The sequence below is a fragment of the Streptomyces sp. NPDC002680 genome (assembly GCF_042889145.1).
Classification (GTDB): Bacteria; Actinomycetota; Actinomycetes; order Streptomycetales; family Streptomycetaceae; genus Streptomyces; species Streptomyces adonidis.
Genome location: NZ_JBIAQP010000001.1, coordinates 340,095 through 357,778, shown reverse-complemented (window position 1 = coordinate 357,778; position 17,684 = coordinate 340,095). Strand labels below are relative to the sequence as shown.

The window sequence follows — 17,684 nt, the reverse complement described above, 5'->3', positions numbered from 1 at the left end:
ACAGTAGAATGAGTTAGATAAATAATACATCCATGTCGACCACCCCACCCGTACGATTGCCTCAACTAGCTGATTCATGTAACTATCTCGATCGGCCGCCAGGCCGAGACCGGAGGGCGTGCTGATGACCGTCGCGGCGAGAACCCTCACCGACCAGGAGCAGCGCGAACGCCGGACCTGGTTCAGGGCCCGCTGGGAGCGCGGGGTCGCCTTCAACCGCCTCTGCCGCATCCGCGTGACACGCTGGGACCCGGACGCCGTCGAGGTCCTGCTTCCCTACGCCGAGTCCCTCTCCGCCCATGAGGGCGTCTTCCACGGCGGAGTCATCTCCGCACTCATCGACACCGCGGGCGCCGGAGCCGTCATCGCCGGACACGACTTCACCAAGGGGAGTCTGCTGAGCACCGTGTCGATGTCGGTGCAGTACCTCGCACCCGCCCGGGGCCGGGAGGCCGTCGCCTACGCGCGCTGTGTGCGACGCGGAGGCAGGCTGCACTTCGCCGATGTCGACGTGATGACCGACGGCCGCATCTGTGCGCGGGGCCAGGTGGTGGTGACCATCTCCGGGGAGCGACCGGGTGTCGGCGACCCCATCCAACCACTGGACGAGGAGTGACGTGATGCCTGAGGAGCCCGTGGTTCCGCCACAGGGTCTGGACCTGGACCTGGTGCTGTACGAGGTCGACGAGGACGGCGTCGCCACCGTCACCCTCAACCGGCCCGAACGCAAGAACGCCTGGAGCCTCCCCATGGAGCGCCGCTTCTTCGCGCTCCTCGACGAGGCCGCGCACGACCCGGCCGTCCGTGCCGTGATCGTCACGGGCGCGGGCAGGGCCTTCTGCCCCGGCATGGACGTCCAGCGCCTGGAACAGAACGCCCAACCCGGTCAGTCGCTCAACCTCCACGCCCGCGTCCCCATGTACAGCAGGCGCGACATGCCGAAGCCGCTCATCGCCGCCGTCAACGGCGCCTGCGCGGGCATCGGCCTGGTCCAGGCGCTGATCTGCGACATCCGCTTCGCCGCCCGAGGGGCCCGCTTCACCACCGCGTTCACCCGGCGCGGCCTGGCCGGCGAGTACAACCTGCCGTACGTCCTGCCACGCGTCGTCGGCCTGGAGAATGCCCTCGACCTGCTGCTGTCGGGCCGGGTCTTCGACGCCGACGAGGCCAAGGAGCTCGGCCTGGTCAGCCGCGTCGTGGAACCCGAGGACCTGCTCGACTCCGCCCGCGCGTACGCCCGGGACATCGCCCGCAACTGCTCCCCGCGCGCCATGGCCGTCGTACGCCACCAGGTCTACGGCGATCTCGACCGCACCTTCACCGACGCCCTCGCCCGTTCCTACTCCGCGATGGAGTTCTTCGCGGGCTCGCCGGACTTCCGCGAGGGCGTGGCGAGCTTCGTGGAGAAACGGGAGCCGAAGTTCGAGGGTCTCCCGCCGGACTTCGACCCGGACGAGGCCACCCGCGACGCGTTCCTGCCGTACTGACCGACCGAGGAGCACACGAACATGACAGGGCAGCCGTTCCCGGTCGAGGCCGGGCACATCATGATGTTCGCCCGCGCCATCGGCGATGAGAACCCGGCGTACGAGGGCGAGTCCGCGCTCGCGCCGCCCACCTTCACCATGGCGAGCGCTCACCACGACCCCGACTACCACCTGCGGCCCAAGCCCGGTGAGGAGTGGTTCGGGTCCGGTGCGGGGCCCGGGGTGATGGCCGAGGGCGGCGGCGGGCTGCACGCCGAGCAGCACTTCGAGTACCACCGCCCGGTGCGCGCCGGCGAGACCCTGTACGCCCACTTCACCCTCGGACGCAGCTGGGAGAAGCAGGGGCGCAGCGGCCGGTTGCTCTTCAGTGAGCGCATCACCGAGTACCGGGACGCGGACGGCGAGCCGGTCGTCAGCGCCAAGACCGTCGCCGTCGTACCCGAGGGCCCCGCCACCCGTAAGGAGGACGCCCGATGAGCCTGAGCCCGGACGACATCAAGGTCGGCGAGACCCGCACGAGCGTCCTCGTCGACGACCTCAAGCGCACCCGGATCGTGCAGTACGCGGGCGCGTCCGGAGACTTCAACCCGCTGCACACCGACGAGAGGTTCGCCGTCGACGCCGCCGGATACCCCGGGGTCTTCGCCCACGGCATGCTGACGATGGGCATGACCGGCCGGGTCCTGACCGACTGGGTCGGCGCGGAGTCGCTGCTTCGCTTCGGCGTGCGGTTCAAGGCCCAGGTCTGGCCCGGCGACACCCTCACGGCCACGGCCACCGTCGAGTCGATCGAGGAGACGGTGTCCGGCCCGGTCGCGCACTTCTCCCTGCGCACCCTCAACCAGGATGGCGCCGAGGTGGTCACCGGTACCGCGGCGGCCCGCCTGGAGCAGTGAAGCCGATGGGCGGCGCGCCGGAGACCGGGCGAGCGGCCACCTGGACCGCCATGGTGAACCGCGCCTACGACCATGCCCGCCCCGCCGTCCGCTTCGGCGACCTGACCTGGACCGGACGCGAACTCCTCGACCGGGCCGCCGGCGCGGCCGACTGGCTGGACACCCTCGGCCTCGAACCGGGCGCACCCGTACCGGCGTTGGCCGCCACCTCCGCCGACGCGCTCGCCCTGGTGATCGGCGGCGCCGGTTCCGGGCATCCGCTCGCACCGCTCGGCGTCCGCATGACCCCGTACGAACTCGCGGCGGTCGTCAAGGGCACCGACTCCCAAGTCCTCCTGGCGCAGCCCGAGTTCGCCACCCTCGGCGGACAGGTAGCCGAGCTGTCCGGCCGACGGGTCGCCGTCGTCCCCGAACTGCGCACCAGCACACGGGAGTTGACGGCCACCCCCGACGAACTCGCAGCCGTCCTGCACACCTCCGGAACCACCGGCCTGCCCAAACCGGTCCCCATGACCCAACGACGCCTGGCGGCCCGCGCCCGCGTCAACGGACAGCTCTGCGGACTCGACCCCGACAGCTTCTACGGCGGCAGCGCGCCCTTCCACCACATCGCCGGTCTCGGCAACATCGCCGTCGCCCTCGCCGCCGGAGCCCTGATCACCGGCCTGCCCCGGTTCACCGTCGAGGGCTGGACCCTGCTGCGGGACCTCGGCACCACCCACACCAGCATGGTCCCGGCGATGCTGGAGACCCTGCTGGCGGCGGGCGAGGCACGGCACGGGACGCTGCGGACGCTCCAGTACGGCGGCGCACCCGTCCGCCCCGGCACCCTGCGCCGGACGTACGAGGCGATGCCCGGCGTCCGCATGCTCAACATGTTCGGGCAGACCGAGGGCTCGCCGATCAGCGTGCTGACACCCGAGGACCACCGAGAGGCGGTCGCCGGACGCGCTGAGCTGCTGCGGTCGGTGGGGCGGCCTGCTCCAGGCGTCGAGGTCAGAGTCCACGAGGCCGGTCCGGACGGCATCGGCGAGATCCACGGCCGCGCCGACCATTTCTTCCGGATCGACGCCGAAGGCTGGCTGCACAGCGGCGACCTGGGGCGTGTGGCCGAGGACGGCTACCTCTATCTCTACGGCCGGGGCACGGACATGATCATCCGGGGCGGTGAGAACGTCCACCCCCTGGAGGTCGAGACACTCCTCACGGCCCACCCGGGCGTGGCGGACGTGGCGGTCACCGGTGTGCCCGACGATCGGCTCGGCCAGACCGTCGTCGCCTTCGTCGTGCCGGCCGACCCCGGCGACCCGCCCCGGCCGGAGGCGCTCCGGCACTACACCCGCGCCCGGCTGTCCGGGTTCAAGGTCCCCGTCCGCTGGTGGTTCGTGGACGACCTGCCGCGCAACGCAAACGGCAAGGTCGTACGCCGTCGGCTGCGCGAGCCGCACGAAGGAGGAACAAGTGCCTGACCACGTCGACGAGTTGGACCCACGGCGACTCGACACGCTCCTGCGCCGGATCCGCCGGGAGGTCGAACACGGCCCCCTGCCGTCCGCGCAGATCGCCGTCGCCCGGGGCGGCAGGCTGCTGGCCTTCGAGACCTACGGTGACGCGGGACCCGACACCCGGTACGTGCTGCAGTCCGTCGGACGGTCGATCGTCGCGGGTGTGGTGTGGAAGCTGATCGGCGAGGGACTCCTGGCCGTGGGCGAGCAAGTCGCCGCGATCATCCCGGAGTTCGCGCCGAACGGAAAGGAGACGGTGACCGTCGAGCAGGTGCTCACCCACACCGCGGGCTTCCCCTTCGCGCCCCTGGGCCTCCCCAAGATGCTGGACCGCGAACAGCGCCTGGCCGCCTTCGGCCGCTGGCGGCTGGACTACCCGCCGGGCACCCGCTTCCAGTACCACCTCACCTCGGCCGCCTGGTTGATCGCCGAGATCGTCGAGCGGCGCACGGGGCTGACCTTCGCCGACTATCTGCACGAGAAGGTCGCCGGGCCGCTCGGCCTGTCGTCGATCGAACTCGGAGTGCCGGTCGACCGTCAGCCCGGCACAGTCGCCCCGATGCTCGCCACCGACCGCACGAGCGACGACCAGGAGGCCGACCCATGGGGCCCCTGGTACCTGTCCGACCCGCGCGTGCTCGCGGCCGGCGAGCCCAGCCACGCCTTGGTCGCCACGGCCGCCGACGTCGCCCTCTACTTCCAGGCACTGGAGCACTCGGGCCTGTGGAAGCCGGGCGCGGTCGCGGAGGGCACCCGGATCCGATTCACGGAGCACCCGTACGGCGAGCAGATCTACGGCGGTGGCGGCAACCGCCGTACCAGCATGGGCCTGTTCGTCACCGTGGCCGGCCCCGACGCGGGCAGCGACCTGCCGTCCACCGGATCACCCGCGCTCTTCGGCAGCGCCGGGGCCGCCTACCAACTCGGCTTCATGGACCCGGAGTCGGGCCTGTCCTTCGCCTGTCTCAGCAACGGCTACCCGCTGGCCGGCTACGACCACTCCCCGCACGGAACCGCCTTGCTGGCCGACATCGCGAACCTGGCGGCGGGCCTGGTCGGCTGACCGGGCCCGCCGCCAGGCGGGAGCAGAGGGACGACGCTCAGCGGCTGATCAGCTGCTGGGCGTTGTTGTACATGATGTCGTCCTGGACCGACTCGTCCAGCTCCGAGATCAGCTTGCGGAAGTCGGCCGGGTTGGCCAGGCCCTCCGCGTGCGGGAAGTCGGAGCCCATCACGATGGACTCGTGGTAGCCGAGGCGCTTGACCAGGGCCACGGTGTCGTCCTCGGGGTAGGGCACCACGCGGATGTGCTTGCGGAAGACCTGGCTGGGCCGCTCGTCCAACTGCCCGCCGATCCAGGGTCCGTTGCGGCCCATGCCCCGGCTCTTGTCCATGTGGCGTACGAAGTGCGGCACCCACTCGGCGCCGAACTCGGACACCAGGACGTTGATGTCGGGGAAGCGGCCGAAGAGGTTGTCGAAGATCAGCGCGGACAGCGTCTCCTCGATGGGACGCTGGCCGTAGGTGTTCTGCCACTGCCAGGCCGACATCCGGAAGTGGATCGGGTGGGGGTCGAAGCCCCAGGAGGGTGCCACCTGCGAGTTGTAGTAGAACTCGCTGATGTGGTAGCAGACGCTCGCCTTGGCCTCGTTGACCAGTTTCCAGAACGGGTCGAAGTACGGGTCGCCCGGCGAACGGCCGTACACCGGCCCCGTGGGCAGCAGGATGAAGCGGGCGCCCTGCTCCAGGACGTACTCCAACTCCTTGACGGCGCTGGGCAGATCGCGGAGCGAGAGCAGCGCGGGGGCGTAGATGCGGTCTTGGTGGTTGAAGCCCCATACCTCGTTCATGTAGCGGTTGAACGAGTGGTAGTTGGCGTAGAGCGGCTCGACGCCCTTCACATACTCCTCGGCGACCAGTGCCCAGCCGCCGGGGTACATGATCGTCTGGTCCAGGCCCTGCTCGTCCATGACCCGCAGCCGGGCCTCGCGGTTCTGGTACGACTCGTGCATCGGCTCGAACTGGTAGGTCTCCTCCGGGTTGCCCGAGGCCATCGCCTTGAGCATCTCCTTCAGCGAGCCGGGACGGTAGACCTGCCCGAACTCCGGCTCCAGGCATACGACGATCCGGTCACCGGCGAGGATCACCTCCCGCCCGTCCGGCAGCGTCACCGGTGCGACCGCCGCACCGAGGAACTCCTTCGGAAGGTAGCGGGTGAAGGAGTCCCGCTCCTCGTACATGTGCTGGTCGCAGTCGAAGATGCGCTTGCGCTGTTCGGCCATGGCCGTCGCCTCCGGACCCCAGGATCTATTCAGTACGCCTCCTATAATTATCTAACTGTTTCCAGGAGGCAAGGGGGGAGTCCGGAATGATGCCGGGGACGTGTTCCGGGGCCGGGTCAGTCGATGAGTTCGAGGACCGTCTTGGGCCCGGCGGCGTTGACGACGTCGTCCGCGCTGGAGATGTGCCGCTGCCAGAGCTTCTCGGCCTCGTCCGCCTTGCCGGACTCGATCAGACCGACCAGCCGCACATGCGCCCGGTGCCCCTTGAGGGCCTGGGTCTTCTGGGCCTCGGCGTCGGTGGCGGCGGCCGTGTACGAGGCGTTCGCCCGGTCGATGATGTTGCGGAGCATGCCGCACAGCAGGATCAGGGTCTGGTTGCCGGTGAGTTCGACCAGCAGGGCGTGGAAGGCGTCCTGCGCCTCGACCAGGGACAGCGGGTCGTCGAGAGCGGCCTTCTCGTTCGCCACCGCGTCACGCAGCCGCTTGATGTCCTCCGGCGTGTGCTTGACGGCCAGCTGGCGGGCGCAGGGCGGCTCGATGAGGGCCGCCGCGCGGTAGATGTCGCCCAGGGTGGCGCCGCGGTACTCGAGGATCAGACCGGCGTAACGGGCGGCGACGTCCGAGTCCGGCGCGCTCACCCGGGCGCCGCCGTGGGCGCCGCGCCGCACCGTGATCAGGGACTCCGACTCCAGCACGCGGAACGCCTCGCGCAGGGTCGGCCGCGAGATGCCGAACTGCTCCATCAGGCCCGACTCCGGCGGCAGCGCGTCACCGGGGTTCAGCTCGCCCCGGACGATCTGGCGGCGCAGATGCGCGGCGACCAGCTCGGCGGTCTTCGGGACCCGCACCTGACGTCCGACGCGGGTGCGGGCCGGGGCGGGCACGGCCGCCGTTTCTGCTGCGCGGGCTGCCTCGGCCACGATGGGCACTCCTTGTTCGCGATACGGCGTTCGGGATATAGCAAAATGAATCGTCTTAGTGCATCGAGGGTACCAGGTCAAGGGTCGGGTGGATCTTCCCGTGACCGGACTCGGTGAGACTTCTGGTATACAGGTGATTCATCTACCTATTAAGCTGGTTGGAGAGACCTCGATGACCGAGAATCCGACCCCGGTGATCCTCACCGAACTCACCGCCGACGGGGTCATGCTCCTCACCCTGAACCGGCCCGAGCGGCACAACGCCTGGACGCTGGAGATGGAGCTGCTCTACAACGAGCTGTTCGACCGGGCGGAGCGGGATCCAGCGGTACGGGCCGTCGTGCTCACCGGCGCCGGGCGCGGTTTCTGTCCGGGGATGGACATGAGCGTGCTGGACGGGGCGTCGTCCGGCACCCGCCCGTGGCCGACGGACCAGCTGCCGCCGCGTACCCGCCCGATGTCCTTCCCCAAGCCCGTCGTCGCGGCGGTCAACGGCGCCTGCGCGGGCATCGGGTTCAACCAGGCACTGATGTGCGACGTCCGCTTCGCCGTGCCCCAGGCCAAGTTCGCCGCCGCCTTCAGCGCGCGCGGCCTGGTGGCCGAGGACGGCGTGTCCTGGATCCTGCCCCGGCTGGTCGGTTACGGCAACGCCGCCGATCTCCTGCTCTCCTCGCGCCGGATCACCGGCACGGAAGCTCTGGCGATGGGCCTGGTCAACTACCTGGCCGAGCCGGACGACCTGCTCCCGGCGGCACTCGCGTACGCGACCGAACTGGCCCGCTCGGCCAGCCCGTACGCCATGTCCCTCATCAAGCGGCAGCTCGCCGACGACCAGGCCAGGACCTTCACCGAGAGCCGCGACCGGGCGGCCGCCCTCCTGGCCACGGCGAAGCGCGCCCCGGACTATCGCGAGGGCGTACGCAGCTTCATCGAGCGCCGGCAGCCGGAGTTCGCGGGGCTGGGGGACGCCGTTCCGGAGCCGGGCGAGGCCGTTTCCGAGCCGGCGGAGACCTCGTCATGACCCGCGCCGAACTCCCGCTGCACCGCCGTACCGTCGCCGTCACCGCCTACGCGGAGGAGGGCGGCGACGAGATCTCGGTCGAGGCGGAGCTGCGCGACGAGCGGCCGTGGGCCGAGCCGTCGGCCGCTGTCGTGCACCGGATGGTGCTGGCCGTGCGTGTCCGCCTCGCGGACATGGTGATCGTGGCCGCCGAAGCCGACATGCGGAGCTTTCCGCACGCCGAGTGCCCGCGCATCACGCCGGTCTTCGACGGTCTTGTCGGGCTCGGCGTCACCGCCGGGTACAACCGGGCGATCCAGGAGCGGTTCCGGGGTGTCTCCGGGTGCACCCACCTGTACGAACTGGCCCGCGTGCTCGGCCCCGCGGTCGTGCAGGCGTCCCTGTCCGCCTACGTACGGCGCCGTGACGGCGGTGACCCCTCCGTCGGTCCGAGCCCCACCGCCGGTGTGCTCGACAGCTGCCACATCTGGGCGCCCGACGGGGTGGGTCTGCGCAAGCTCGACGCGGGCTGGCGCCCGGGGAGCGGGCCGCGTCCGGTCCCGCCGGTCGAGACCTTCGAGCGTCAGCGGCCCAGGTAGGCCAGCTCGGGGAAGTGCCCCTGGTACGCGTCCAGCAGGCGTTTGGCGACGGCGTACGAGTCGATCAGGGGATGGATCGTCAGGGCCTTGACGGCGTGTGCGCGATCGCTGGTGGTGGCCGCCCGGATCACCGCGCGCTCGACGGCCTTGACCGAGCACACCAGACCCGTGCCGTGCTCGGGCAGCGTGGCTCCGGCGACGGGGCGGGCGCCGTTGCCGTCGACGTGGCAGGGGACCTCGATGACGGCGTCGTCGTCGAGGACGGGGATCCGGCCGCGGTTGCGGACGTTGAGGATGAGCGACGCCCGCTCGTCCCGGGCGATGGCCCGCATGAGGGCGAGGGCCACCTGCTCGTAGCCGCCGGACTCCAGGTCGCAGGAGTCGCGGTCGCCCATGCCGACGGCGTCGCGGTTCTCCGCCATGTAGGTGACCTCGCGCTCCAGCCGGGTGGCGTCCCAGGCGTTCCAGGCCGTGCGGGGCACCGGCGGGGAGCTGTCGGCGGCTTCCAGGGAGTCGTAGAAGCGCTGCTGCTGCGAGTGGAGGAAGGCGCCCCGGGTCTGCTCGGCGGCCCCCGCCGAGCGCACCGACTCGCGGCTGAAGTAGTAGTAGTGCAGGTACTCGTTGGGCAGCGCGCCGAGCGTGCGCAGCAGGTCGGCGCCGAAGAGTTTGCCCTCCTCGAAGGAGGTCAGCGCGGCCTCGTCCTCGAACAGGGACGGCAGCAGGTCCCGGCCGTCGGCGTACAGGCCGCGCAGCCAGCCCAGGTGGTTCAGGCCCACGTAGTCCAGGCTGACGCGCGCCGGATCGACGCCGAGCGCCCCGGCCACGCGGCGGCCCAGGCCCACCGGGGAGTCGCAGATCCCGATCACCCGGTCACCCAGGTGGGCGGTCATCGCCTCGGTGACCAGCCCCGCGGGATTGGTGAAGTTGATGACCCAGGCGTCGGGCGCCAGGGCGGCGATACGGTGGGCGATCGCGACCGCCACCGGGACCGTGCGCAGCCCGAAGGAGATACCGCCCGCGCCGACGGTCTCCTGGCCCAGGACGCCCTCGGCCAGCGCGATGCGCTCGTCCGCCGCCCGGCCCGCGAGCCCGCCGACGCGGATCGCGGAGAACACGAAGTCCGCCCCGGTGATCGCCTCGTCGAGGTCGGTGGTGGCGGTGACCGTCGGCGGGTCGGGGTGTCCGGCCGCCTGGTCGGCGAGGACCCTGCGGATCGTCGAGAGCCGGGAGGCGTCCAGGTCGTACAGGGTCACGTCGGTGACGCGCCCCTCGCCGCGGTCGCCGAGCAGTGCCCGGTAGACCAGCGGGACGCGGAAGCCCCCGCCGCCCAGGATCGTGAGTCTCATACTTCGACCACCTCAACTCCCGCCTCTCGCAGCCGATTACAGGTTTTCTCGTCGCCCGGCGCGTTGGTCACCACGACGTCGAGTTCCTCCGGACCGCACACCCGGGCCATCCCGGTGCCGGGGAACTTTCCGGCGTCCGCGACCAGGACGACCTGGGCGCTGGCGGCGATCATCGCCCGTTTGACGGGCACTTCGACGGCGGTGGTGTCCAGCACCTGTCCGTCGGGGCGGACTCCGCTGGTGCCGAGGAACAGCCGGTCGGCGTGCACCTGGCGCAGGTTGTCCTCGGTGAGGAAGCCGACCAGTGAGCGGTAGTCGCGCCGCACCACACCGCCCAGCAGGATCAGCTGGACGTCCTTGTCGTCCTGGAGTTCCTCGTAGACGGCCAGGTTGCTGGTGATCACGGTCAGGGACCGGCCGTGCAGCTGGCGGGCCACCCGGTGAGCGGTGGTGCCAATGTCGAGCAGCACGGTCTCGCCGTCCCTGACGAGGTTTGCGCACCAGGCCGCCAGGGCGTCCTTCGCCTCGACCCGGATGCCGGCCACGTCGGCGAACGGGTCGTCCTCGCCCACGACGGGGGCGGCACCGCCGTAGACCCTCTTGAGGAGGCCCTCGTCCTCCAGTTGTGCGAGGTCGCGTCGGATCGTGGCCTCACTCGCCCCGACCTTCTCGGCCAGGGCGACCACCGACGTGGGCCCGTCCGTGCGCAGCGCGCGCAGGATCAGCTGATGTCTTCGGTCAGGGAGCATGCCGCAGACCATACTCGCGAACGCTCCAAACTCAAGCAAAGTCGCGCATGAATGTCTCGATATCTGCTTGACCCTTGTCAAACTCGCGCACCGGGTGCACTCTCTTGCGTAATTCGGAGCCAGGTCCGGACCCCACTCCGGTCGGCCGAAGCGGATGAACGGCATATTCCGCCGTCACGGACGCGTCGGCACCGTCTGAGAGGACCAGGACACACACCCCGGGTGGCTGAAGGGTTGCCCACCCACGCCGATGCTCTTCAGCCACCCGGCCCTCCCGCCGCGTCCCCACGCCACGGCACCCGACCCACACGTCCTGTCGGACATGCCGGACATCCGAACCCGCCGAAATCTAGGAGAAGACCGTGGACCTTTCCCGCAGACGATTCCTCCAAGCCGCCGTCCTGACGGCCGCCGCGGCCGGCGCCACCGCCGCGTGCGGCGGCGGCTCAGGGTCGAGCGGCAGCAAGGACAGCAAGAACCTGGCCCTCTGGTACTGGGCGGGCGGCCTCAGCGACAAGGTCGTCGCCGACGCCAAGACGCACTTCTCCGACATCAGCCTGAAGACCTCCGTGGTCGGCGGCGACTTCAAGACCAAGCTGCTCACCGGTCTGCGCTCGGCGCAGGCCGCCCCGGACATCACCGGCATCAAGGGCGAGGACATCGCCTCCTTCCTGCCGAACGCCGACCGGTTCGTCGACCTGAAGACCGTCGGCGCGGACAAGCTGGTCCCGGACTACCTGGCGTGGAAGCTCAAGCAGGCCACCACACAGGACGGCAAGCTCATCGGCTTCCCGATCGACATCGGCCCCTGCGCCACCTTCTACCGCGAGGACCTCTTCGCCCAGGCCGGACTGCCCACCGACCCCGCCAAGGTCTCCGCCCAACTGGCCACCTGGGACGACTACTTCGCGGCCGGCGTCGAGCTGCACAAGGCCATCCCCAAGACCTTCCTGATCAACAACATCGGCTCGGTCTTCTCGATGATGGTCGGCCAGGGCACCCAGCGGTTCATCGACGAGGACAACAAGTTCATCGGCGACCAGGACCACATCCGCACCGCCTGGACCACCGCCGTGAAGCCCTACACGCTCGGCATCGACGCCAAGATCAACGACAACACCTGGAACGCCGCGATCAGCAACGGCGCCCTGGGCACCGAGATCGGCGCCGCCTGGCACGCGCTGGACATCAGCAACGCGGCCCCGGGCACCAAGGGCAAGTGGCGGGTGGCGAGCCTGCCCGGCGGGCCGTCCAACCTCGGCGGGTCCTTCCTGGCGATCCCCGCGACCAGCGGCAACCCCGAGGAAGCCTTCAAGATCATCAGCTGGATCCTCAGCCCGGAGAACCAGGCCCGCGGCTTCACCGACGCGGCCCTGTTCCCGACCGCCCCGGCCGCGTACAAGCTGCCTGCCCTGACCGGCGGGGACACCTTCTTCGGCGGCCAGAAGACCATCGAGATCTTCGGCCCGGCGGCCGAGAAGATCCCGTCCGCCTACGAGGCACCCGCCGACGCCGCGGTCTCCGCGCCCTTCTACAGCGAGCTGACCAGCATCGAGGCCAAGGGCAAGGACCCCGACGAGGCCTGGAAGGACGCGGTCAGCCAGGCCAAGCAGATCGCCGAGCGTCAGGGAGTGAAGTGACATGTCGTCATCCCCGGTAGCCGGCCCGGCACCCACCGGACCGACCTCCGGATCCGACAGCGGCCCCACCGGGCAGCCGTCCCCGGACCGTTCACGCGGTCCGGGGCGGCGCGCCCCACGGATCCGTCCGGTGTCGGCCGGGGCCCCGCGCGGGCCCCGTCGGCGGGTCGCCAGGCACTGGCCGCAGTACGTGGCCATCTCGCCGTACTACCTGATCTTCTCCGTCTTCATGCTCTTCCCGGTGCTCTACACCGTGTATCTGGCGTTCCAGAAGTGGGACGGCATCGGGGACATGCAGTTCGTCGGATTCCAGCAGTTCCGCTTCCTGTGGGACGACCCGGTCTTCTGGCTGTCCGTCCGCAACACCCTGGTCATCTGGGTGCTGTCGACCGTCCCGATGCTCTTCCTGGCGCTGGTGCTCGCGGTGCTGGTGAACTCCACCAAGCGCTTCACTGCCTTCTACCGGGTCGCCCTGTTCATCCCCAGCATCACCTCGCTGGTGGCCATCGCGATCTTCTTCGGCGCGGTCTTCAGCAACAACTTCGGCCTGATCAACGCCATCCTCAAGTCGCTGCACGTCTCGGCAGTGCCATGGATGAGCAACGAGTGGACGATCAAGCTGGTGATCGCGGCGCTGATGACCTGGCAGTGGACCGGCTACAACGCGATCATCTATCTGGCCGGCCTCCAGGCGATCCCCTCGGAGGTCTACGAGGCCGCCCGGATGGACGGGGCAGGCCCGGCGCGGATCTTCTTCTCCATCACGATCCCGCTGCTGCGGCCCATCATCCTGTTCACCGTGGTGGTCTCCACCGTCACCGGTCTGCAGAGCTTCACCGAACCACAGGTGCTCTTCGGCAGCGAGGCGGCCACCAACCCCAACTCCGGCGGACCGGGCCAGGCCGGTCTGACCACGCTGCTGTACTTCTACCACCAGGCCTTCGACAACAACGACTTCGGCTACGCCGCCGCCATCGTCTGGGCCTTCTTCCTGCTGATCCTGCTCATCGTCCTCGTCAACTGGCGTCTGGTGCAGCGAAAGGAGCGACGGCCGTGAACGGCATGAACCGCAAGCGCGTCCGGGGCCTGAGCGTCCATGTGATCCTGATGCTCGGCGTGGTCATCTCGGTGTTCCCGTTCTACTGGATCGTCGTCATGGCGACGAACACCTCGCAGGACATCTACAGCTACCCGCCGAAGCTGTGGTTCGGCGGCAACCTGCTGACCAACATCCAGCACCTGTTCGACCGGATGGACTTCTTCGGGTCGCTGTCCAACACGATGATCGTCGCGGTCTGTACGACGGTCCTGGTGCTGTTCTTCGACTCGCTGGCCGCGTTCGCCTTCGCCAAGTACGACTTCCCCGGCAAGAAGTTCTTCTTCGGCCTCCTGCTGTCGATGTACCTCCTGCCGACCCAGCTGGCGATCATCCCGCAGTACGAGATCATGGTGCAGCTGGGCTGGCTGGGCACCCTCAAGGCGCTGATCGTGCCGGCCGCCGCCAACGCGTTCGGCATCTTCTGGATGCGCCAGTACACGACCACCAGCGTCCCCGACGAACTGCTGGACGCGGCCCGGATGGAGGGCGCCGGGTTCTTCCGGCTGTACTGGCACGTGGTGCTGCCGTGCGTCCGCCCGGCCCTGGCGTTCCTCGGCATCTACACCTTCATCGCCGCCTGGAACGACTACATCCTGCCGTTGGTGATGCTGGTCAACCCGGACCGGCTGACCCTCCAGGTGGCGCTGGCCCAGCTGTACGCCGGCCACTCCACCGACTACAGCATGGTGATGGCCGGGGTGCTGCTGTCGGTCATCCCGCTGGTGCTGGTGTTCACCTTCTTCGCCCGCGGGTTCATCGCCGACGCCACCAAGGGGGCCCTGCGCTGACACGGCCGGCGTGTTCTACAGCAGCTGATCAGGCTCTCGGCTCGCGCGGCAGCCCCAGCACCTTCTCCGCGAGGATGTTCCGCTGCACCTGGGAGGTCCCCGCGTAGATCGTGCCCGAGCGGGCGATGAGGTACGTCGTCGACCAGGACGCCGAGGAGTTCGCGGCGCCCGGGTCGTCGGCGCGGTAGGTGCGCAGGGGCTGACGGCCGACCGGAACCTGGCCGTGCAGGCCCATGATGTCCATCGCCAGGTCGGTGACCTCGGTGTGGTACTCGCTCCAGTACAGCTTGGCGATCGACGACTCGGGGCCGGGCTCGGCGCCCTTGAGCCAGCCGGTGAGGATCCGGTAGCCGAGGTAGCGCATGATCTCGACCTTGGACCAGCACCAGGCGATGCGCTGCCGGACGACCGGGTCCTGGTCCTTCCCGTACAGCCGGGCCAGCTCGACGAGCCGTTCGACCTCCGCCTTGAAGAGGAGGGGATTCGTCGCCGCCTCCTCGCCGCGCTCCACGCCCAGCAGGCTCTGCGCGACGGTCCAGCCGTTGTCGACGCCGCCGACGACGAGATCGGCGCGGGTGCGGGCGCCGTTGAAGAACACCTCGTTGAAGTGCAGCTGCCCGCTCATCATGCGGAACGGGCGCACCTCCACGCCGGGCTGGTCCAGCGGGACGAGGAGGAAGGAGATCCCGCGATGCCGGGACGCGTCCTGGTCGGTGCGGGCCAGGACGAAGATCCAGTCGCTGTGGTGGGCGCCGGACGTCCACACCTTCTGACCGTCGATCACCCACTCCTCGCCGTCCCGCACGGCACGTGTCCTGAGCGAGGCCAGGTCCGAACCCGCGTCCGGCTCCGAGTAGCCCTGGCACCAGGTGTCCTCGCCGCTCAGGATGCGGGGGAGGAAGTGCGCCTTCTGCTCGTCCGTGCCCCACCGAAGCAGGGTGTTCGCCAGCATCTTCACGCCGAAGGTGTCCTGCGGCAGCCCGAACGGCACCCCGGCCAGGGCCAGCTCCTCCATCAGGACGACCTGGTGGAGCTTGGACAGCCCGCGTCCACCGTACTCCTCGGGCCAGGTGAGGGAGAGGTAGCGGCGCTCGGCGAGCAGCCGGCGCCAGTCCCGGGCGAAGGCCCAGGCCTCCTCCTCGTCCAGGGCGCCGATGCCCTTCCAGCCCGGCGGCAGTGTCTCGGCGAGGAACGTCCTGACCTCGGTGCGGAACGCCTCGGTCTCCGGGGGATAGCTGATGTCCACCTGGCTTCTCTCCTCGTCCGGCCCCGCTCGCACAGCTCATCGCTGTATTGATTGTTTCAGCATAATAGGTTATCTATTTGAGAGGAATAGCGTCGAGCCAGGGCGGGCTGACATGGGACTGCTGGACGGGCGGCACGCGGTGATCACCGGTGGCGCGCAGGGCATCGGCTTCACGATCGCCGAAGTCCTCGGCGGCGAGGGCGCGTCGGTCGTCCTCGGCGACATCAACGCGGACGCCGCCGCGGAGGCCGCCGAACGCCTCGCCAAGAACGGCATCGCCGCCGCCTCGCTGCGCTGCGACGTCACCGACGAGGACGAGGTCGCCGCCCTGGTCGCCCACTGCGCCGACACCTTCGGACCCGTCGGCGTCATGGTCAACAACGCCGGGATCACCCGGGACGCGACCTTGCGCAAGATGGCCGTCACCGACTTCCGTGCCGTCGTCGACGTCCACCTCACCGGCGCCTGGAACGGCACCCGCTTCGCCGCCGAGGCGATGCGCGCGCACGGGCAGGGCGGCAGCATCGTCAACATCTCCTCCATCGCCGGCAAGGTCGGCAACTTCGGCCAGACGAACTACAGCGCCGCCAAGGCCGGCCTCGTCGGCCTCACCAAGGCCTCCGCCAAGGAACTCGCGAAGGCGGGCATCCGCGTCAACGCCGTACAGCCCGGCCTGATCCGCACCGCCATGACCGAGGCGATGCCCAAGGCCGCCTGGGACGCCAAGCTCGCGGAGATCCCCCTGGGCCGCGCGGGCGAACCCGCCGAGGTCGCCCAGGTCGTCCTCTTCCTCGCCTCCGACCTGGCCGGTTATGTCACCGGAGCCGTGGTCGAGGTCACCGGCGGCCGGTACATGTGACCACTCACGAAAGGCATGCCTGATGCCCGCCCTTCTGCGTGACGCGGTGATCTGCGAACCCGTGCGTACCCCTGTCGGCGGCTACGGCGGCGTCTTCCGCGACGTTCCGGCGACCGAGCTGGCCGCCACGGTCGTCCGCGCCGTCCTGGACCGCACCGGCATACCGCCCGGCGTCATCGACGACATCCTCCTGGGCCAGTGCTACCCGAACGGGGAGGCCCCCGCGATCGGCCGCGTGGCCGCCCTGGACGCGGGCCTTCCGGTGGAGGTGCCCGGACTCCAGATCGACCGCCGCTGCGGCTCCGGACTCCAGGCGGTCATCACCGCGGCGATGCAGGTGCAGACCGGCGCGAGCGACCTCGTCCTGGCCGGGGGAGTGGAGTCCATGAGCCAGGCCGAGTTCTACACGACCGACGTCCGCTGGGGCGTGCGCGGCGCCGGCACCACGCTCCACGACCGGCTTGCGCGCGGTCGGGTCACGTCCGGGGGCGTCAACCACCCGGTCCCCGGAGGCATGTTGGAGACCGCCGAGAACCTGCGCCGCGAGTACGCCATCCCCCGTGAGGAGCAGGACCGACTCGCCCTGCGTTCGCACGAGAAGGCCCTCGCGGCCCAGCGGGAGGGCCGGTTCGCCGACGAGATCGTGCCGGTCACGGTACGGACCCGGAAGGGCGAGACGGTCGTCGACACCGACGAACACCCGCGCCCCGACTCCTCGTTGGAGAAGCTGGCCAAGCTACGGCCCGTCCTCGGCCGCCAGGACCCCGACGCCACCGTCACCGCAGGCAACGCCAGCGGACAGAACGACGGCGCCGCCCTGTGCATCGTCACCCACCCCGAGCGCGCCGCCGAACTCGGGCTGCGCCCCCTGGGCCGCCTGGTCTCCTGGGCCGTCGTCGGCGTACCGCCCGAGACGATGGGCATCGGCCCCGTGCCCGCCACCGCCCGCGCCCTGGAACGGGCTGGGCTGAAGCTCGCCGACATCGACCTGATCGAACTCAACGAGGCCTTCGCCGCCCAGGTCCTGGCCTGCACCCGCGAATGGGGCCTGACCGGGACCGACTTCGAGCGGTTCAACGTGAACGGCTCCGGCATCTCGCTGGGCCACCCGGTCGGCGCCACAGGCGGTCGCATCCTCGCCACCCTGCTGCGCGAACTCGACCGCCGCCAGGCCCGCTACGGCCTGGAGACCATGTGCCTCGGCGGCGGCCAGGGCCTCGCCGCAGTCTTCGAACGGCCCCGCAACGACGCTCCTGGAGGACGCTGAC

Annotated in this window: 18 protein-coding genes; 13 read left to right on the top strand and 5 right to left on the bottom strand. The window is 69.9% G+C overall.

The window, feature by feature from the left end:
- Positions 1 to 124: 124 nt before the first annotated feature.
- The 6 genes from ACFYXF_RS01540 to ACFYXF_RS01515 are packed head-to-tail and all read left to right on the top strand — an operon-like array spanning position 125 to position 4,951.
- Positions 125 to 616 (top strand): PaaI family thioesterase, encoded by a 492-nt coding sequence (locus ACFYXF_RS01540; RefSeq protein ID WP_389346915.1) that lies wholly within the window; start codon positions 125 to 127, stop codon positions 614 to 616.
- Between the two features lie 4 nt (positions 617 to 620).
- Positions 621 to 1,487, top strand: a complete 867-nt coding sequence (locus ACFYXF_RS01535; RefSeq protein ID WP_389346913.1) for an enoyl-CoA hydratase-related protein — start codon at positions 621 to 623, stop codon at positions 1,485 to 1,487.
- A gap of 21 nt (positions 1,488 to 1,508) precedes the next feature.
- Positions 1,509 to 1,964 carry a MaoC family dehydratase N-terminal domain-containing protein gene (locus tag ACFYXF_RS01530; RefSeq protein WP_389346910.1) on the top strand — a complete coding sequence of 152 codons (456 nt, stop codon included), beginning with the start codon at positions 1,509 to 1,511 and terminating at the stop codon, positions 1,962 to 1,964.
- The gene (locus ACFYXF_RS01525) at positions 1,961 to 2,383 is read left to right on the top strand and encodes a MaoC family dehydratase (protein WP_389346908.1); all 423 of its coding nucleotides are present in this window, start codon (positions 1,961 to 1,963) and stop codon (positions 2,381 to 2,383) included. The genes ACFYXF_RS01530 and ACFYXF_RS01525 overlap by 4 nt, the downstream gene beginning before the upstream one ends.
- Before the next feature lie 5 nt (positions 2,384 to 2,388).
- Entirely contained in the window at positions 2,389 to 3,852 is a 1,464-nt protein-coding gene (locus tag ACFYXF_RS01520) for a class I adenylate-forming enzyme family protein (protein ID WP_389346906.1), read from the top strand.
- The gene (locus tag ACFYXF_RS01515) at positions 3,845 to 4,951 is read left to right on the top strand and encodes a serine hydrolase domain-containing protein (RefSeq protein WP_389346904.1); all 1,107 of its coding nucleotides are present in this window, start codon (positions 3,845 to 3,847) and stop codon (positions 4,949 to 4,951) included. The genes ACFYXF_RS01520 and ACFYXF_RS01515 overlap by 8 nt, the downstream gene beginning before the upstream one ends.
- A gap of 37 nt (positions 4,952 to 4,988) precedes the next feature.
- Here the strand turns inward: ACFYXF_RS01515 and ACFYXF_RS01510 are convergent, their stop codons facing one another.
- Together ACFYXF_RS01510 and ACFYXF_RS01505 are read right to left on the bottom strand one after the other, a co-directional pair.
- A complete protein-coding gene (locus tag ACFYXF_RS01510) occupies positions 4,989 to 6,170 on the bottom strand; it encodes an amidohydrolase family protein (RefSeq protein ID WP_369031445.1) in 1,182 nt (393 codons plus the stop codon).
- A gap of 116 nt (positions 6,171 to 6,286) precedes the next feature.
- A complete protein-coding gene (locus ACFYXF_RS01505; protein ID WP_369031446.1) occupies positions 6,287 to 7,090 on the bottom strand; it encodes a FadR/GntR family transcriptional regulator in 804 nt (267 codons plus the stop codon).
- 172 nt (positions 7,091 to 7,262) lie between these two features.
- Here ACFYXF_RS01505 and ACFYXF_RS01500 point away from each other — a divergent pair, with 172 nt between their 5' ends.
- Both ACFYXF_RS01500 and ACFYXF_RS01495 read left to right on the top strand, forming a co-directional pair.
- Positions 7,263 to 8,111, top strand: coding sequence for an enoyl-CoA hydratase-related protein (locus tag ACFYXF_RS01500; protein WP_389346900.1), 849 nt, complete (start codon positions 7,263 to 7,265; stop codon positions 8,109 to 8,111).
- Positions 8,108 to 8,689, top strand: a complete 582-nt coding sequence (locus ACFYXF_RS01495) for a DUF2889 domain-containing protein (RefSeq protein WP_389346897.1) — start codon at positions 8,108 to 8,110, stop codon at positions 8,687 to 8,689. Before ACFYXF_RS01500 ends, ACFYXF_RS01495 begins: the two co-directional genes overlap by 4 nt.
- Here ACFYXF_RS01495 and ACFYXF_RS01490 read toward each other — a convergent pair.
- Entirely contained in the window at positions 8,674 to 10,035 is a 1,362-nt protein-coding gene (locus ACFYXF_RS01490; protein WP_389346895.1) for a 6-phospho-beta-glucosidase, read from the bottom strand. The genes ACFYXF_RS01495 and ACFYXF_RS01490 overlap by 16 nt on opposite strands.
- Positions 10,032 to 10,784: a DeoR/GlpR family DNA-binding transcription regulator gene (locus ACFYXF_RS01485; protein ID WP_389346893.1), complete on the bottom strand. Its 753-nt coding sequence runs from the start codon at positions 10,782 to 10,784 to the stop codon at positions 10,032 to 10,034. The genes ACFYXF_RS01490 and ACFYXF_RS01485 overlap by 4 nt, the downstream gene beginning before the upstream one ends.
- A gap of 362 nt (positions 10,785 to 11,146) precedes the next feature.
- On the opposite strand from ACFYXF_RS01485, the gene ACFYXF_RS01480 reads away from it, so the two are divergent.
- The 3 genes from ACFYXF_RS01480 to ACFYXF_RS01470 are packed head-to-tail and all read left to right on the top strand — an operon-like array spanning position 11,147 to position 14,311.
- Entirely contained in the window at positions 11,147 to 12,424 is a 1,278-nt protein-coding gene (locus ACFYXF_RS01480; RefSeq protein WP_389346891.1) for an extracellular solute-binding protein, read from the top strand.
- A 1-nt stretch (position 12,425) separates the two neighbouring features.
- Entirely contained in the window at positions 12,426 to 13,481 is a 1,056-nt protein-coding gene (locus tag ACFYXF_RS01475) for an ABC transporter permease subunit (RefSeq protein WP_389346888.1), read from the top strand.
- Positions 13,482 to 13,486: 5 nt separating this feature from the next.
- Positions 13,487 to 14,311: a carbohydrate ABC transporter permease gene (locus ACFYXF_RS01470; RefSeq protein WP_389348442.1), complete on the top strand. Its 825-nt coding sequence runs from the start codon at positions 13,487 to 13,489 to the stop codon at positions 14,309 to 14,311.
- Between the two features lie 28 nt (positions 14,312 to 14,339).
- Here the strand turns inward: ACFYXF_RS01470 and ACFYXF_RS01465 are convergent, their stop codons facing one another.
- Positions 14,340 to 15,557: an acyl-CoA dehydrogenase family protein gene (locus ACFYXF_RS01465; protein WP_389346886.1), complete on the bottom strand. Its 1,218-nt coding sequence runs from the start codon at positions 15,555 to 15,557 to the stop codon at positions 14,340 to 14,342.
- A 112-nt stretch (positions 15,558 to 15,669) separates the two neighbouring features.
- Between ACFYXF_RS01465 and fabG the strand changes: the two genes are divergently transcribed.
- The gene (fabG, locus tag ACFYXF_RS01460) at positions 15,670 to 16,416 is read left to right on the top strand and encodes a 3-oxoacyl-ACP reductase FabG (protein WP_389346884.1); all 747 of its coding nucleotides are present in this window, start codon (positions 15,670 to 15,672) and stop codon (positions 16,414 to 16,416) included.
- A gap of 22 nt (positions 16,417 to 16,438) precedes the next feature.
- Positions 16,439 to 17,683, top strand: a complete 1,245-nt coding sequence (locus tag ACFYXF_RS01455; protein ID WP_389346882.1) for an acetyl-CoA C-acetyltransferase — start codon at positions 16,439 to 16,441, stop codon at positions 17,681 to 17,683.
- The last annotated feature ends 1 nt before the right edge of the window (position 17,684 follow it).

Excerpts from the sequence above, each read along its gene's own strand:
- ACFYXF_RS01540 (WP_389346915.1), top strand. The coding sequence starts at position 125 with ATGACCGTCGCGGCGAGAACCCTCACCGACCAGGAGCAGCGCGAACGC.
- ACFYXF_RS01535 (WP_389346913.1), top strand. The coding sequence starts at position 621 with ATGCCTGAGGAGCCCGTGGTTCCGCCACAGGGTCTGGACCTGGACCTG.
- ACFYXF_RS01530 (WP_389346910.1), top strand. The coding sequence starts at position 1,509 with ATGACAGGGCAGCCGTTCCCGGTCGAGGCCGGGCACATCATGATGTTC.
- ACFYXF_RS01525 (WP_389346908.1), top strand. The coding sequence starts at position 1,961 with ATGAGCCTGAGCCCGGACGACATCAAGGTCGGCGAGACCCGCACGAGC.
- ACFYXF_RS01520 (WP_389346906.1), top strand. The coding sequence starts at position 2,389 with ATGGGCGGCGCGCCGGAGACCGGGCGAGCGGCCACCTGGACCGCCATG.
- ACFYXF_RS01510 (WP_369031445.1), bottom strand. The coding sequence starts at position 6,170 with ATGGCCGAACAGCGCAAGCGCATCTTCGACTGCGACCAGCACATGTAC.
- ACFYXF_RS01500 (WP_389346900.1), top strand. The coding sequence starts at position 7,263 with ATGACCGAGAATCCGACCCCGGTGATCCTCACCGAACTCACCGCCGAC.
- ACFYXF_RS01495 (WP_389346897.1), top strand. The coding sequence starts at position 8,108 with ATGACCCGCGCCGAACTCCCGCTGCACCGCCGTACCGTCGCCGTCACC.
- ACFYXF_RS01490 (WP_389346895.1), bottom strand. The coding sequence starts at position 10,035 with ATGAGACTCACGATCCTGGGCGGCGGGGGCTTCCGCGTCCCGCTGGTC.
- ACFYXF_RS01485 (WP_389346893.1), bottom strand. The coding sequence starts at position 10,784 with ATGCTCCCTGACCGAAGACATCAGCTGATCCTGCGCGCGCTGCGCACG.
- ACFYXF_RS01475 (WP_389346888.1), top strand. The coding sequence starts at position 12,426 with ATGTCGTCATCCCCGGTAGCCGGCCCGGCACCCACCGGACCGACCTCC.
- ACFYXF_RS01470 (WP_389348442.1), top strand. The coding sequence starts at position 13,487 with ATGAACCGCAAGCGCGTCCGGGGCCTGAGCGTCCATGTGATCCTGATG.
- fabG (WP_389346884.1), top strand. The coding sequence starts at position 15,670 with ATGGGACTGCTGGACGGGCGGCACGCGGTGATCACCGGTGGCGCGCAG.
- ACFYXF_RS01455 (WP_389346882.1), top strand. The coding sequence starts at position 16,439 with ATGCCCGCCCTTCTGCGTGACGCGGTGATCTGCGAACCCGTGCGTACC.